The sequence below is a fragment of the Frigoribacterium sp. RIT-PI-h genome, from assembly GCF_001297205.1.
Lineage (GTDB): Bacteria > Actinomycetota > Actinomycetes > Actinomycetales > Microbacteriaceae > Frigoribacterium.
This window is the reverse complement of record NZ_LHOZ01000070.1, coordinates 45,779-60,308: the sequence shown is the minus strand read 5'-3', so window position 1 is coordinate 60,308 and position 14,530 is coordinate 45,779. Positions and strand designations below refer to the sequence as shown.

14 protein-coding genes, 3 tRNA genes and 1 pseudogene are annotated in these 14,530 nt (G+C 73.4%); 5 read left to right on the top strand and 13 right to left on the bottom strand.

Annotation, left to right across the window (positions count from 1 at the left end; all coding sequences use genetic code 11):
- Positions 1-54: 54 nt before the first annotated feature.
- From AEQ27_RS09185 to AEQ27_RS09175, 3 genes are read right to left on the bottom strand one after another with little or no spacing between them, the layout of a single operon-like run.
- A complete protein-coding gene (locus tag AEQ27_RS09185) occupies positions 55-1,146 on the bottom strand; it encodes a UDP-N-acetylmuramate dehydrogenase (RefSeq protein ID WP_255349760.1) in 1,092 nt (363 codons plus the stop codon).
- Positions 1,143-1,574, bottom strand: a complete 432-nt coding sequence (locus tag AEQ27_RS09180; RefSeq protein WP_054146364.1) for a MaoC family dehydratase — start codon at positions 1,572-1,574, stop codon at positions 1,143-1,145. Before AEQ27_RS09180 ends, AEQ27_RS09185 begins: the two co-directional genes overlap by 4 nt.
- The gene (locus AEQ27_RS09175) at positions 1,571-2,029 is read right to left on the bottom strand and encodes a MaoC family dehydratase N-terminal domain-containing protein (protein WP_054146363.1); all 459 of its coding nucleotides are present in this window, start codon (positions 2,027-2,029) and stop codon (positions 1,571-1,573) included. The genes AEQ27_RS09180 and AEQ27_RS09175 overlap by 4 nt, the downstream gene beginning before the upstream one ends.
- A 218-nt stretch (positions 2,030-2,247) precedes the next feature.
- On the opposite strand from AEQ27_RS09175, the pseudogene AEQ27_RS18330 reads away from it, so the two are divergent.
- Positions 2,248-2,463, top strand: a pseudogene (locus AEQ27_RS18330) (DUF3072 domain-containing protein); the annotation flags it as partial.
- A 332-nt stretch (positions 2,464-2,795) separates the two neighbouring features.
- Positions 2,796-3,704 (top strand): UbiA family prenyltransferase, encoded by a 909-nt coding sequence (locus tag AEQ27_RS09165; RefSeq protein ID WP_082383392.1) that lies wholly within the window; start codon positions 2,796-2,798, stop codon positions 3,702-3,704.
- Positions 3,705-3,750: 46 nt separating this feature from the next.
- On the opposite strand, the gene AEQ27_RS09160 is transcribed toward AEQ27_RS09165, so the two are convergent.
- The 5 genes from AEQ27_RS09160 to AEQ27_RS09140 form a co-directional block, all read right to left on the bottom strand.
- A complete protein-coding gene (locus tag AEQ27_RS09160; protein WP_152970253.1) occupies positions 3,751-4,914 on the bottom strand; it encodes an NAD(P)/FAD-dependent oxidoreductase in 1,164 nt (387 codons plus the stop codon).
- A complete protein-coding gene (locus AEQ27_RS09155) occupies positions 4,901-5,683 on the bottom strand; it encodes a methyltransferase domain-containing protein (protein WP_235451039.1) in 783 nt (260 codons plus the stop codon). Before AEQ27_RS09155 ends, AEQ27_RS09160 begins: the two co-directional genes overlap by 14 nt.
- Complete coding sequence (locus AEQ27_RS09150; protein ID WP_054146362.1) at positions 5,680-6,798, bottom strand: type III polyketide synthase; 1,119 nt, start codon at positions 6,796-6,798, stop codon at positions 5,680-5,682. The genes AEQ27_RS09155 and AEQ27_RS09150 overlap by 4 nt, the downstream gene beginning before the upstream one ends.
- Positions 6,799-6,958: 160 nt before the next feature.
- A tRNA-Met gene (locus tag AEQ27_RS09145) sits at positions 6,959-7,032 on the bottom strand.
- A 52-nt stretch (positions 7,033-7,084) separates the two neighbouring features.
- A tRNA-Thr gene (locus tag AEQ27_RS09140) sits at positions 7,085-7,156 on the bottom strand.
- A gap of 126 nt (positions 7,157-7,282) precedes the next feature.
- Between AEQ27_RS09140 and AEQ27_RS09135 the strand changes: the two genes are divergently transcribed.
- Positions 7,283-7,849 carry a 2'-5' RNA ligase family protein gene (locus AEQ27_RS09135; RefSeq protein WP_054146361.1) on the top strand — a complete coding sequence of 189 codons (567 nt, stop codon included), beginning with the start codon at positions 7,283-7,285 and terminating at the stop codon, positions 7,847-7,849.
- A 36-nt stretch (positions 7,850-7,885) separates the two neighbouring features.
- Here the strand turns inward: AEQ27_RS09135 and AEQ27_RS09130 are convergent, their stop codons facing one another.
- Entirely contained in the window at positions 7,886-8,830 is a 945-nt protein-coding gene (locus AEQ27_RS09130) for an aldo/keto reductase (RefSeq protein WP_200908351.1), read from the bottom strand.
- Between the two features lie 130 nt (positions 8,831-8,960).
- Between AEQ27_RS09130 and AEQ27_RS09125 the strand changes: the two genes are divergently transcribed.
- Positions 8,961-10,685 carry a glycoside hydrolase family 13 protein gene (locus AEQ27_RS09125; RefSeq protein ID WP_054146360.1) on the top strand — a complete coding sequence of 575 codons (1,725 nt, stop codon included), beginning with the start codon at positions 8,961-8,963 and terminating at the stop codon, positions 10,683-10,685.
- Between the two features lie 79 nt (positions 10,686-10,764).
- On the opposite strand, the gene AEQ27_RS09120 is transcribed toward AEQ27_RS09125, so the two are convergent.
- The 4 genes from AEQ27_RS09120 to AEQ27_RS09110 form a co-directional block, all read right to left on the bottom strand.
- On the bottom strand, positions 10,765-11,910 hold the full coding sequence (locus AEQ27_RS09120) for a M23 family metallopeptidase (protein WP_152970252.1): 1,146 nt from the start codon (positions 11,908-11,910) through the stop codon (positions 10,765-10,767).
- A 275-nt stretch (positions 11,911-12,185) separates the two neighbouring features.
- A complete protein-coding gene (locus tag AEQ27_RS18600) occupies positions 12,186-12,446 on the bottom strand; it encodes an inositol monophosphatase family protein (RefSeq protein WP_304437578.1) in 261 nt (86 codons plus the stop codon).
- Entirely contained in the window at positions 12,422-12,997 is a 576-nt protein-coding gene (locus tag AEQ27_RS09115; RefSeq protein WP_255349759.1) for an inositol monophosphatase family protein, read from the bottom strand. The genes AEQ27_RS18600 and AEQ27_RS09115 overlap by 25 nt, the downstream gene beginning before the upstream one ends.
- Positions 12,998-13,073: 76 nt before the next feature.
- Positions 13,074-13,155 (bottom strand) — tRNA-Tyr (locus AEQ27_RS09110).
- Positions 13,156-13,508: 353 nt separating this feature from the next.
- Between AEQ27_RS09110 and AEQ27_RS09105 the strand changes: the two genes are divergently transcribed.
- Positions 13,509-14,378: a type IV toxin-antitoxin system AbiEi family antitoxin domain-containing protein gene (locus AEQ27_RS09105; RefSeq protein WP_054146358.1), complete on the top strand. Its 870-nt coding sequence runs from the start codon at positions 13,509-13,511 to the stop codon at positions 14,376-14,378.
- The last annotated feature ends 152 nt before the right edge of the window (positions 14,379-14,530 follow it).

Below are 14,530 nucleotides of genomic sequence, written 5' to 3'. Positions count from 1 at the left end.
GACGTGGCGCACGCGACCGCGTCGCACGCGACCGCGTCGCACGCGACCGCGTCGCTAGAGCGAGAGGCCGAGGAGGACGGGCTCGGGGTGCAGCAGCACGCCGAACTCGGACTGCACGCGCTGCTGCACGTAGCGGGCGAGCTCGGCGACCTCGTCGCCCGTGGCACCGCCACGGTTGGTCAGGGCGAGGGTGTGCTTGGACGAGACGGCAGCTCGGGAGCCGGGCAGTCGGAAGCCCTTGGCGATGCCGGCGTGCTCGATCAGCCAGGCCGCGCTGAGCTTGACCTCGGCGGGCGCCCGGGGTGCCGGGGCCGCCGGCTCCTCGCCGAGCGGCACGACCCGACGCTCGGGTTCGGGGCCGGTCGGCCACCGCGGTGCGTCGGCGGGCAGGGTCGACGCATCGGCCCGCGACACGATCGGGTTCGTGAAGAAGGAGCCGCTGGACGCGGTGTCCCGGTCGTCGGGGTCGAGCACCATGCCCTTGGCGGCCCGCAGGGCCAGCACGCTCGACCGCACGTCGGCCACCGAGACCCGGGCCCCGAGTTCGACGCCGAGGGCCTTCGCGAGCTGCGGGTACGCGACCTGCTCGCTCGCGCCTCCGTGGTCCGTCAGGGCGAACTCGACCGCCGTGACGACGCCCCGGCGGCCCTGCTTGAACACGCTCGTGCGATAGCCGAGGTCGAGGTTGGCCGCGGGGACGCGGACGAACTCACCGGAGTCGTCGTCGAGGAAGTCGACGGCCACGAGCGTCGAGGCGACCTCTTGGCCGTAGGCGCCGATGTTCTGGATCGGCGAGGCGCCCGTCGAGCCGGGGATGCCGCTCAGCGCCTCGAGCCCCGACCAGCCCTGCTCGACCGTGTACGCGACGAGGTCGTCCCAGGGCTCGCCGGCGGCGACGCGCAGGTGGACGCGGTCGTCGTCGGACTCGACGCGCTCGACACCGCGCGTGGCCACCCGGACGACCGTGCCGTCGAACGGCGCGTCGGAGGCGACCGGGTTCGACCCGCCGCCCAGGACGAACCAGGGGTCGTCGCCGAGCGACGCCTCGCGGCCGGCCGCCAGCAGTTCGTCGGTCGGCGTCGCCTCGACGAGGCGGGCGGGCTCGCCACCCACCTGCATCGTCGTGAGCTCGGCGAAGGTCGTCACGCCAGCGTCACCACGACCTGGGCCTTGCCCAGCACCGTCTGGCCGCCGGAGGTGACGGTCAGGTCGATGCGCGCCGTGCCGGCCTCGTCGTCGAGCTTGCCCACCTTCGCGACGACGACGATCTCGGCCCCGGCGGTCGGGTCGACCACGACGGGACGCGTGAAGCGCACCTGGTAGTCCGACACCCAGCCGAGCACGCCGCCGTCGTCGCCCGCGCCCTCGAGCCAGTCGACGACCGGCTGCACGGCGGTGCCCATCGTGAGCATGCCATGGGCCAGGACGCCGGGCAGACCGACCTCGGCCGCCACGTCGTCGCGGTAGTGGATCGGGTTGAAGTCGCCCGACGCCCCGGCGTACCGGACCAGCGAGTCACGCGTCAGGGGGTAGGTCTTCTCGGCCACGACCTGGCCGACCTCGAGGGCGCTCATGCGGCGGCCTCGTCGTCGGCGCGGACGACGAGCGTCGACACGGCGGTGACCACGTGTCGCCCCTCGACGTCGCGCATGTCGGAGGACGCCGTGACCATCGCGTTGCCGCCCAGCGTCTTGACGCTCGTGACGGTCAGGGTCGCCGTGAGCTCGTCGCCCGCGACGATGGGGCGCGAGAGCGAGAAGCGCTGCTCGCCGTGGACGACGCGGGAGAAGTCGATGCCGGCGTCGGGTGCGGCGAGCAACTGGGCGAGGGTGGCCTCTTGCACGACGACGGCGAAGGTCGGCGGGGCGACGAGGTCGCCGTGGCCGGCCGCGCGGGCCGCCTCGACGTCGAGCGACAGGGGGCTCGTCGAGCCGGTGGCACGGGCGAACTCGCGCACCTTCTCGCGGCCCACGAGGTAGGGCGGGGCCGGCGGGAAGACCCGCCCTTGCAGATCAGGGTTCACGGACACGCGGTCGAGTCTAACCAGCGGGGTACGACGCCCGGCCCGGTGTCGGGGGCACGGCGTACGGTCACGGCATGAGCGACGCGAACATCGACCCCGACATCACTCCCGTCGACCCGGCAGCGGCCGAGTCCGACGAGGCGACGACCACCGACACGACGAGCACCGAGCAGACCGACCAGGCCGCCCCGGCCCGCGAAGAGAACTCGAACCCCGCCCACGGCGAGACCCCCGGCGGAGCCCGCCCCGACCCCGGCAGCCCCGCCCCGAAAGCCCCCGACGACGGGGTCACCGGCGACGAGCCCATCCCCGGCCCGCAGAAGAGCTCCCTCGACCCCCGCGCCCGCGAGGCCGGCGAAGAGCTGCCCGCCGACATGACCAAGGCCGAGGCCAGCGAGCACATCGACCGCCTCCAGCAGAAGACCGGCCGGGGGGCCTGACGCCCCACCATCCGACGAGGCCCGGGCCGTTCCACGAAAGACGGTCCCGGGCCTCTTCCGATCCTGGCCGCGCAGTCGTACACTCCAGTCACGTCTGGGATGGTAACTCGACGTGGGCACCCTCCTCCGGCGCGTGCCGGTACTGATCCACCTGCACCTCGAGCGCCGAGGGTGCGACGGGGTGCATCCGAGTCCTCCCCCGACTCGGGTGCACCTCTTCTCGTCGTCGGACCTGCCACCCGGGTCCGACCACGGTCGTCCGGGTCCGGGTCCGGGTCCGGGTCCGGGTCCGAGTCCGGGGCCGACCGGCTCCGCCCGTCTAGGGTGAGCGGATGACCTCCCCCGAGCCTCCGGTCTCCGCCGCCGGCTCCCGCTCCGGACGCCGCGACGGACCGGCCTCGTGGACCACCGCCCTGCTGGGGTCGACGCACCCCGGGCCGACGCTCGTGGTGACCCTCCTCGCGGTCGTGCTGGGCGCCTCCTCGGGGCTGCCCCTCGGTCGGCTCGTGGTGCTCGCCCTCGCGGTGCTGCTCGGCCAGGCCTCGATCGGCTTCGCCAACGACTGGCTCGACGCCGGACGCGACCGCGCCGTGGGGCGCACCGACAAGCCGGTCGCCCAGGGCCGCGTGAGCGTGTCGGCCGTCCGCACCGCTGCGGTGGTCTGCGGAGTCCTGATGCTCGTGCCGTCGTACGCGTTGGGGCCGGCCGCCGGCACGGCGCACCTGGTGCTCGTGGCCTCGGGGTGGGCGTACGACCTCGGGCTCAAGCGCACACCGGTCTCGGTGGTGCCGTTCGTCGTCAGCTTCGGCCTGCTGCCCGCCGTCGCCACCCTCGCCGCGGTCCCGCCGTCGCCGTCCGCCGCCTGGGCCGTGGCCGTCGGAGCGGTGTTCGGCGTCGCGATCCACTTCACCAACGTGCTGCCCGATCTGGACGACGACGCGCGCACCGGCATCGCGGGGCTGCCGCACCGCCTCGGACGCACGGTGTCGGGGATCACCGCGTTCGCGGCCCTGGCCGTCGCGGCCGTCCTGCTGCTCTCGGGCCAGCTGACCGGCAGCTCGTCGACGCCGGGCCTCACGGCTGCGGTGATCGGCACCGTCGTGACCCTCGTCATCGCCGTCGTCGGCGTGCGCCTCGTGCTCGCGGGACGCGTCGACAGGACCCTCTTCCGGCTGATCATGGTCGCGGCCGTTCTGCTCGTGGTGCAGCTCGCCCTCAGCGGCGGCACGATCGTCGCCTGAGACCGACGCGCCGCGGCGGACAGGGCAACGGCATGGGCCGGACGCGTCAGGCCCAGCGCATCGCGCAGACCGACGCGAGCCCGTGTCGGCTCGGGGCCCGCCGCACCGCCCCGCGCACCCGGTCGCGGGCCCGCCCCGCGCCCCCCCCGACGGGTCGACCGAGGGCGGCGTTCCACCCGGCCCGACGGGCGGCGCGGGCGGCGGCGCGGGCGCGGCCGGCCTCGAAGCGGGCGAACGTCGTCGGGTCGAGCACCCGGCCGCCCCTCCGCTTGACCGCCGCGGCGATCACGGTCTCGAGCGCGTGACCGTCGAGCCAGCCGAGGTTCATGCCCTGGCCGCCGATGGGGCTGATCTCGTGGGCGGCGTCACCGATCAGCACGACGCGGCCGACGACCGTCCGGGTGGCCAGCCGTCGTCGGACGCCGAACGCGCTGCTCATGGTCGAGGTCGCCGGGTCGACGGGCGACCCGGTGCGATCCGACACGAGGCGCGCGACGTCGTCCGCGGACACCGGGGCGGACGGCCCGTGCGCCGACCCGGCGTGGACCACGACCCGTCGCCTCCCCGCGGGCAACGGGAACGACTCGACCACCCCGGTGCGCTCGAGGTGGATCACCGCGTCGGGGCCGTGGCCGGTCGTGTCGGCGAAATCGCCCATGACGTAGCGGTCGGGCAGGTCCCGGTCCCTGGTGTCGACGCCCAGGGCGGCGCGGACGGCGCTGCGCGTGCCGTCGGCCCCGACGACGAACCGGGCGGCGACGACCACCGGACCCTCGTCGTCGACTCCCCGGACGACGACGTCCTCGTCGCGTTGCTCGAGCCCGACGAACCGCACACCCCGGCGCAGGGCGTCGTCCCGCCGCGCGGCGAGCCCCGTCCGCAGCACGGCCTCGGTGCGGTCCTGCGGCACGGCGGCGACGAACGGCCACCGGGACGACGCCCGGTCGAACGGCACGACGCCCACCGTCCGGGTGCCGCTGCGGGCGATCCCCTTGCGGATGCGGACGGCGTCGGCGAGCAGGTCGTCCGCGGGGCCGGGCCGGTCGAACAGGTCGATCGAGGGCGGATGCCCGCCGAGGGCGCGAGGGTGCGCCGGGTCGTCGCCCCGCGCCTCCCAGACGACGGCGTCGAGGCCGCGATCCGCCAGTGCGACGGCGAGCATCACCCCGACGGGTCCGCCACCGACGATCAGGACGTCATGCGTCCGCACGGTCGGCACCTCCGGGGACGGCGGCGTCGTTCTCGCGGACGAGCAGCAGGCGGAAGGGCCACGGCCGGACGACGGGCCAGCCGCGGGGAGCCACGTCGACCAACGCGCCCGGGGTGAAGCTGCGCCGGATCGACAACAGTCCGTCGACGTGGACGAACGATCGTGTCCGCCACGGCCAGGTCGCGGCCCGGTAGGCGAGGTACGCCCCGCGGGCCCGCTCGATGTCGGCGTGCAGCACGAGGCGGGTGGCCAGCCGGGAGCTGTCGTCGAGCACGGCCGCCCGGGCCTCGTCGTCGAGGTGGTGCAGCACGTGGTTCGACACGACCACGTCGAAGGTCTCGCCCGCCGCGACGAGCTGGGTGCTCGGCGCCCGCCGGAACTCGACACCGGCCGGCACGGGGCGCGACACCGCGAAGGCGTGGGCCCGGTCGTCGGGGTCGACGGCCACGACCTCGAGCGCCAAGCCGTCGCGGCGGGCCCCCCCCGCCAGGGCACGGGGCGGGGCGCCGCCGCCGGACCCGAGGGCGAGCAGCCGTGTGCCCCTCTCGGCGGACAGCACCGGGCGCAGGCGGCGGAGGTACACCCCACGCCACCCCGCGACGAGACCGTTCACGACGGGGAAGGCCCGGTAGGTGGCGTTCAGCAGCCCGAGGTCGCAGCCCGGGTCGTCCATGAGCTCGACGAGGTCGACGCCCCGTCGCGACAGGTCGGGCCACCAGGGCGGCCGCACCGCGATCGACGGAGCCGAGGAGGTGCGGGTCGCGCTCACGAGACCGCGCGTCGCGTCATCAGCGCGGTCTCGACGGTCAGCCCGGGGCCGAACGCCATCGCACCCACACGTCGCGACGGGGCGGCGGGGCCGGCCAGCAGTTCGGCGAGGATGAAGAGGACGGTCGCGCTGGACATGTTGCCGTAGTCGCGCAGGACGTCGCGCGAAGGGGCCAGGTGGGCGTCCGTCAACCCGAGCTGCTGCTGCACCCGGTCGAGGATGCTGCGCCCGCCCGGATGGACGGCCCAGAGGTCGACGTCGCCGACGCCGACGCCGCCGGCCTCGAAGAGCGGTGCCAGGGCCGAGTCGATGTGCAGCTCGATGATCTGCGGCACGTAGCTGCTGAGCACCATGTCGAAGCCCAGGTCGCCGATGGTCCACGCCATGTCGGTCTCGCCGACCGGGGTGAGCACCGTCTCGAGCACGTCGAGGTCGAGCACGACGGAGCCCGACGGCGCCGGACGGGCGGTCACCACCGCGGCGGCGGCACCGTCGGCGAACACCGACGAGGCGACGATCGAGTCGGGGTCGTCGGAACTGCGCAGGTGCAGCGTGCAGAGTTCGGCGCAGACGACGAGCACGACCGCCTCCGGGTCGGCGAGGCAGAAGTCCCGTGCCGCGGCGAGGGCCGGGAAGGCGCCGTAGCAGCCCATGAAGCCCAGGTGGTGGCGACGCGTCGACGGCGACAGCCCGAGGCCCCGCACGAGCAGGTAGTCGGGCCCGGGGGCGAAGAAGCCGGTGCACGAGACGCTGATCACGTGCGTGACGTCGTCGGGACCGAGGTCGGGCGCCCCCGCGAGGGCGGCACGAGCGGCGTCGAGGAAGAGCTCGGGCGACCGGTCCACGTAGACCTGGTTGCGCGCGCCGGTGCCGGGTCGGAGGATCTCGTTCGACGCGGCGTCGTAGAACGTCGACTCGCCCTCGCGCGGCTGCCGGTCGAGCTCGTCGACGACGGTGTGCCGGGTCTCGATGGCCGAGGCGCCGAACGCGGCGCCGACGATGCGCTGCCCGAGGCGGCCGAGGCCGGGCTGGGTGGCGAAGATCTCGCGAACGTCGTCTTGTCGGATGACGGTCGGGGGCACCGCGGTGCCGATGCTGCGGATGCTCACGGCCATGCCTCATCGTAGGCCTGGCGCCTGGGCGCGGCGCACCGGCCTCGCCCCCGGGCGGGCCGGGGCCGATCGACGGGTCGCGACGACCTGCACGCATCGACGGGCCCCGATCGACGGGCACCGACGACGAAGGCCCGAACTCGTGAGAGATCCGGGCCTGCGGTAGCGAGGGCGGGACTTGAACCCGCGACACCACGATTATGAGCCGTGTGCTCTAACCAACTGAGCTACCCCGCCGCAAGCTGCGGGCCCTGCCGGCATCACACCGGGACGGGACCGAGACAGCCAGAGCCCCGAGTCAGGATTGAACTGACGACCCCTTCCTTACCATGGAAGTGCTCTACCACTGAGCTATCGGGGCGTGACCACCAGGCGAGCGACCCAGGCCGCTGCCGATTGGCACCAGACAAGGGTAGCAGAGCGAACGGGGTGCTGACGCCACGTGCCGACCCGGCCCGGCGAAGCGTGTCCGGGGCAGGATCGACGGGTGCACAGCCTCGAACTCCTGCTCGACCCGACCTCCGACGAGGCCGTCCGTGACGAATGGAGCGTGTTGTCCGCGGCGGGTCTGCCGTCGCAGGGCGACCACGCGGGGACGTCGAACGCGCCCCACGTCACCCTGGTGGCACGACCCGGCCTCGACCCGGCAGCCGACCCGCGCCTCCTGCCCCTGTCGGCGGCGCTGCCGCTGCCGGCCGAGCTCGGCGGGCTGCTGCTCTTCGGCGCTCCTCCACGTGGGCTCGTGCTGGTGCGGCCGGTGGTCGTGACCGGCGAGCTGCTGGACCTCCACGCGCGCGTGCACGAGAGCCTGGGAGGCGCGGGGGACGTCCCGCACACCACCCCCGGTCGGTGGACCCCCCACGTCACGCTCGCGTCGCGCCTGACTCCCGACCAGGTGGCCCGGGCCGTCGACGCCCTCGCCGACGCCGACGCCCCGTCGACCCGGCCGGTCTTGCTGTCGCAGCTGAGACGCTGGGACCCGAGCACGGGGACGGTCGTGCCGCTGGGGCCCGCCCCCGAGGGCGCGGGCGTGTCGGACGTCGCCGGCCGCTGAGGCCGTGCCGTGGGTCGGACGAGCGTCAGTCGAGCGTCAGTCGAGCGGACGCGAGACGGCCTCGAGCGACGCCAGATCGCCCTCGGTCAGCTCGACCCGGGCGGCGTCGAGCAGGCCCTCGAGCTGTCGGGGGGTGCGGGCGCTGCCGAGGGCGCCGATGACGTTGTCGCGTGACGCCAGCCAGGCCACGGCCACGGCGCCCGGTTGGACGTCGAGCCGCTCGGCGATCTCGACGACGACCTCGAGGGTGCCCTGGTTCTGCGGGGTGATGTAGCTGAGGGCCCGGCTGCCCCGAGGGGAGTCCCCGCGACCGGCCTCGTGCCGGTACTTGCCCGTCAGGAACCCGCTCGCCAGGGACGAATGCGGCAGCACGGCGAGGTCGTAGTGGTCGACGATCGCCGCGACGTCGCTCTCGTACTCGGCGCGACGCACCAGGTTGTACGCGACCTGGACCAACCGGAACGGGTGCAGTCCGTCGCGGTCGGCGATCGCGAGGGCCTGACGGAGGCGCGCTCCGGTGTAGTTGGACGCCCCGGCGCAGAGGATCTTGCCCTCGTCGACGAGCTCGCTGAGCGCGCCCACGGTCTCGTCGAGCGGCGTCTCGTCGTCGTCGAAGTGCGTGAAGTAGAAGTCGACGTGGTCGGTGCGCAGACGGCGCAGCGACGCCTCGACCGCCGCGCGGATGCTGGCGCGTGAGAGGCCGGGGGCGTCGGGGTGCTGCCCGCACTTGGTGCTCAGCACGACCCGGTCGCGGTTGCCCGGTCGGGCGAGCCAGCGACCGATGATCGCCTCGGACTCGCCCCCGGAGTTGCCCGGCAGCCACGCCGAGTAGACGTCGGCCGTGTCGACGACGCGACCGCCGTCGTCGGCGAAGAGGTCGAGCACCTCGAGGGCGGTGGGGGCGCCGACCGTCCAACCGAAGACGTTGGTCCCGAGCGCGAGCGGGAACGGCCGGGTGCCGGCGGGCAGGTCGGCCGTCACGAGGTCGGTCGCAGGGTTCAGGATCGTGCCAATCGTGTCGCGGGTGCTCGTGCCCGGGAGCTCGCGCCCCGGGTGCTCTGACCACGACCGTAGCCGATGCCGCGTCGGGGGCCTGCCGTATCGTGGCCGCATGTCCACACGAGAACCGGCCGAGACCGACACGCTGACCCCGACCGCCCCGCTCGAGGGCACCGCGACGACCGCCGACCAGGGCCACGAATGGTGGCGCACCGCCGTCATCTACCAGGTCTACCCGCGGTCGTTCGCCGACGGCGACGGCGACGGCGTCGGAGACCTCCCCGGCATCACGTCGCGCCTCGACGCCCTCGGCGAGCTCGGCGTCGACGCGGTCTGGCTGTCGCCGTTCTACACCTCGCCGCAGCGCGACGCGGGCTACGACGTGGCCGACTACCGTGACGTCGACCCGCTGTTCGGCACCCTCGACGACTTCGACGCCCTCCGCGCCCGGGCCACCGAGCTGGGCCTGCGCGTGATCGTCGACGTCGTGCCGAACCACACCTCGAGCGACCACGCGTGGTTCCGCGAGGCCCTCGCCTCGGCTCCGGGTTCGGCCGCCCGCGGCCGCTACCTGTTCCGTGACGGTCGCGGCCCCGACGGCGACCTTCCGCCGAACAACTGGCAGTCGATCTTCGGCGGCCCGGCCTGGTCCCGCGTGACCGAGGCCGACGGCCGACCGGGTCAGTGGTACCTGCACCTGTTCGACTCGTCGCAACCCGACCTCGACTGGACGAACCGCCGCGTGCGCGACGAGTTCGTCGACGTGCTGCGTTTCTGGCTCGACCGCGGCGTCGACGGATTCCGGGTCGACGTCGCACACGGCATGGTCAAGGCCGAGGGCCTGCCCGACTACACGCCTCCCGCCGACTCCGGCAGCATGGGCGGCGGTCAGGGCGACTCCGCTCCCCCGCCGTACTGGGGCCAGGAGGGCGTGCACGAGATCTACCGCGAGTGGCACACGGTCCTCGCCGAGTACCCGGGCGACCGGGTGCTCGTCGCCGAGGCCTGGGTCGAACCGCTCTCGCGTCTCGCCGACTGGGTGCGCCCCGACGAGATGCACCAGGCCTTCAACTTCGCCTACCTCGAGACCGGATGGTCGGCCCCGGCCGTCCGTGAGGTCGTCGACGCGTCGATCCAGACGTTCTCGAGCGTCGGGGCCCCGAGCACCTGGGTGCTGAGCAACCACGACGTCGTCCGGCACGCCAGCCGGCTCGCCCTCTCGGCCGAGAACCCGCAGGGGTACGGCATCGGACCGAAGAGCGAGGGGCTTCCCGTCCCCGAGCTCGGGCTGGCCAGGGCCCGAGCCGCGTCGGCGCTCATGCTGGCCCTCCCCGGCAGCGCCTACGTCTACCAGGGTGAAGAACTCGGCCTGCCCGAGGCGATCGACCTGCCCGACGACTCCCGACAGGACCCCACGTGGTTCCGCACGGACGGGGAGCGCTACGGCCGGGACGGCTGCCGCGTGCCGCTGCCCTGGTCCGCGACCGAGCCGGCCTTCGGCTTCAACGCGACCGGCGCCTCCTGGTTGCCCCAGCCCGCCGACTGGTCGACGTACGCCCGCGACGAGCAGCGGGGCGTGGCCGGCTCGACGCTCGAGCTCTACACGCGGGCACTGCGCCTCCGGGCCGACCACGAGCTCGGTGCGGGCACCCTGACCTGGCTCGACGGCTTCGGGCCCGACGTGGTCGCGTTCCGCAGCCAGGGCGTCACCGTCGTGACCAACATGGGCGACGTCCCCGTCGAGTTGCCCGTGGCCGAGGTGCTGCTGGCCACCATGGTCGTCGACGGGCCGGCCCTGCCGCCCAATGCGACGGTCTGGCTCGCGACCACGTCGTAGGCACGCGACAACCGAAGAGCCCCACCTGGCACCAGGTGGGGCTCTTCTCGTGCTCACCGCGGTCGCGGGGGCGCGGGGGTCAGTTCGTGTTGGCCTGGAGCCAGGGATACGGGTCGACGGGCACGCCGCCGATCACGATCTCGAAGTGCAGGTGGGCCCCGGTGCTGTTGCCCGTGCTGCCGACCTTGCCGATGATGGTGCCGACCGTGACGGTCTCGCCCTCGCGGACCTCGACCGAACCGGTCTGCATGTGCGCGTAGACGCTGGTGACCTTCTGGCCGTTGACGACGTGGTCGATCCACACGTTGTTGCCCAGGGCACCGGAGGGACCGTCGACCTTGCTGACGACGCCGTCGGCGATCGACTGGATCGGCGAGCCGGCACCGGGGACGAAGTCGAGACCCTGGTGGAATGTCGAGCAGAAGCCGCAGTTGGCGACCTGACGGGCACCGAAACCGCTGCTGATCGGCACACCTGTCTGGAACGGCCACTGCACCGTGCCGTTGACGTCGTTGGAGAACGTGCTGGCACTCGTCGAGGCGTACTCGGAGACGGCCTTCATCTCGGTGACCGAGTAGCCGTCCCGCGAGATGCCGGCCGTACCGTCTGCCGAGGGCGCTGCTGCCGTGTAGCTCTGCGAGTCGGCGGCCTTCTTGGCGGCCGTCTGCGTGGGGGTGTCGACGAAGAAGGCGTTGGCGGGCACCGAGGTGGCCACGAGCATCGACCCGGCGAAGAGCATCGCTCCGACGACGGTGACCCGCTTGGTGTTGCGACGGAACGTCGCCCCGGCCGTGCGGGGTGCGCGGACGGGTGCCTCGCGGCGAGCGGCGGGGCGCTGTGTGCGGGCCGCCTTGGTGCGTCCGGCGGCAGCAGGACGGGTGCCGGACTCGGCGGCGAGCCGCGCGGCACGCCTCGGCGAGACGGGCTCGGTCGCCGCTGTCGGGGCCGTCGGCGTCGGGGCCTCGGCCACGTGCTCGACGACGGCGGCCGGAGGAGTCGGCGCGGCAGGGACCTCCGCCGCTGCGGCGCTCGTCGTCACGGCGACCTGGGCGGCGCGGCGCTCGGCCTCGCGGGCTTCACGACGGGTGAGGTAGACGGGGGCGTCGGCCACGGCGGGGACGGTCGGAGCGACGCTCAGCGAACCGGTGCCCGTGAGGTCGTCGGTGGCGCGACGCGACGGGGTTCCGTCGCCGTCGGGCTCGGCGATCTGCTGGTACTTCGTCACGTGTGATGGGTCCTCGGGGTGATCGGGATCGGACGGTGGGTGCACCGTCGTCTTCACGGCCGTCACTGGTGATCGTGGCACGGTCTCGATGCGGACCTTCGGAGGAGGCCGCCGAGGAGTGCATCACGCGATGATCACGGATCAGTAACGACCTCACCAGGGTAGCCGGTCGGTGAACGAATGGCTACCCGTGTTCGGGTGTCAATGTGGATATGTACAGTTGAAACACAGTATGACAACGTGCGACGACGTGTGCGCGACGAGGGTGTTCCCCGTCAGATGCCGGCCTCGACGACGAGGGTGGCGAGGGCGCGGGCGATGCTGGGGGCCGCCACGAAGGTCAGCGATTCGCTGGGGGCCTCGCCGACCTCTCCGCGGACGCCGGCGCCTGCCTCAGCGGCCACGAGCGCACCCGCCGCGTGATCCCCGGGCTTGAGCCCCCGCTCGACGTAGGCGTCGACCCGCCCCGCCGCGACGGCGCAGAGGTCGAGCGAGGCCGCCCCCAGGCGCCTCAGGTCACGGACGCGCCCGACCATCCGGACCAACGCCTCCGCGTGCTCGACACGGCGGGCGGCGGCGCAGGGGAACCCCGCCGCCCGGCGGGGCAGCCCGCGGGCGCCGGGGGGGCGCCCCCGAGACGATGCCCGCCCAACCCCGCCCCGCCGCCGGCGGGCGCGGGGAGGGTCTCGCCCGGCGGCGGGTGGGCGCCGACCGCCGCGAGGGCGCGCCAGGTGAGCGGATCGGGGCCGCCCTCGACCACGGCGATGCTCACGGCCCACTGCGGGATGCCGTAGAGGAAGTTGACGGTGCCGTCGATGGGGTCGACGACCCAGGTGAGACCCGTGGTCGAATCGTCGGCTTCGCCCTCTTCACCGAAGAAGCCGTCGCCGGGACGCAGCTCGGCCAGACGACCCCGGACGAATGCCTCGACCTCCCGGTCGGTGTGCGTCACGACGTCGACGGCACTGCTCTTGGTCTCGGCGACCTCGACCCCCTCGGATCGACGGCGGGCTGCCAGTTCGGCGGCCTCGTGCGCGACGACGGCGGCGATCTCGAGCAACTCGGCGGGGGTCGGGGTGATGGACACGGGTCCTCCTGGGGGTGAGGCGCCCGGTAACGCAAGAACGGACTCGACGAGCGAGTCCGTTCTTGTGGGGCAACCGTGGCAAGTGAGGGATTCGAACCCCCGAAGGCTACGCCGGCTGATTTACAGTCAGATCCCTTTGGCCGCTTGGGTAACTTGCCATGCACGCCCAGCCCGTGTGATCACCGACCGGAGGCGCCAGACAAATATACAGCCTCCCGAGCCCCCTTACGACCACTCCCCCGTCACGCCCCGCTCCGCCCCGGCCCGCTGTGCAAATCGCGACAACATGCCGCCGACACGCCGATGTCCGGTGGTGCGACGAGCCGTTCGGCGACTGGATGGTCGGGTTCGGCACCCCGTGAGCGGCTCGGGAGGTCGGGATCGGCCCGCATCCACCTGCGAGCGCGCAGACGCCGTCGCTCGTCTCCCCCACAGCAGTCTCGACCTGCTCGTCATCCACATCCCCCGGCGCCCGGCCTTCCGGGGGCGCCGTCACGACCAAGCTGCTCACATGACCCCCCTCGTCGCGGCCACCGTACGGCGCCTGGGCTCCCTGGCCCACCGGCGGGAACTGCTCGCGACCGGGCTGACCCGACGCCAGGTGGAGTCGTCGTGGCGCGCCGGCGAGATCCTTCGCATCCGGCACGGGCTGTACGCGCTCGTCGACCTCCCGGTCGACGTCATCCGGGCGGCACGGGTAGGAGGCGCGTTGGCGGGAGCCTCGTCTCTCGCGCATCGAGGCGCCTGGGTTCCCCCGAGCCCGCGCCTGGTCGTCTCCGTTCCGCACAACGCCCGCGATCTCCGGGACCCGGACGACGCCGGGGAACGACTCGACCCGGACCGGGACGACGTGCTCGTCCTGCGAGACCTGTCGCGGTTCGATCGCCGCGCGGAACGACTGATGGCCTCGCCGGGCCGGGCGGCGGCCCAGGTCCCGCTCCACGAGCCACCGGAGCATGCCGCAGCCATCGTCGACTCCGCCCTCAGGCTGTTGCCGATGCAGCGACCCGGCCTCGACGAGGTCTCACGCCTCCTGGCGACGCGACGCTCGGCCCGGGGGCTCGTCACCATGATCGATCCCCGAGCCGAGTCCGGGACCGAATCGATCGCGCGCCTCCTTCTCGCTCGTGACGGCATCCGGGCCGAGCCGCAGGTGTGGGTCGACGACCACACGCGCGTCGACCTGCTGATCGACGGCTGGCTCGTGCTCGAGTGCGTGAGCAAGGAACACCATTCCTCGCCGAGTGTCTACAACCGCGACCGTGAACGGATCGTGCACATCACCGGCCTCGGCTTCGTCGTCCTCGAGGTCACGTACCCGCAGGTGCTCTTCGACTGGCCCTCTGTTCGCCAGGCCGTCCGCATGACCCTCGGGCGTTAGCCGGGGCGGCATCTCTCACGTCGGCCGGCCCGCATCTCCCGTCGGTGGCGCGCCGGGCGCAGCAGCGTCGAGACACCCCTGCGGGCCGAACCCGACCTCGCCCGCTCACCGGGGCGGACCGAACCCGACAATCACTGGCCTCGCGCCGCGTC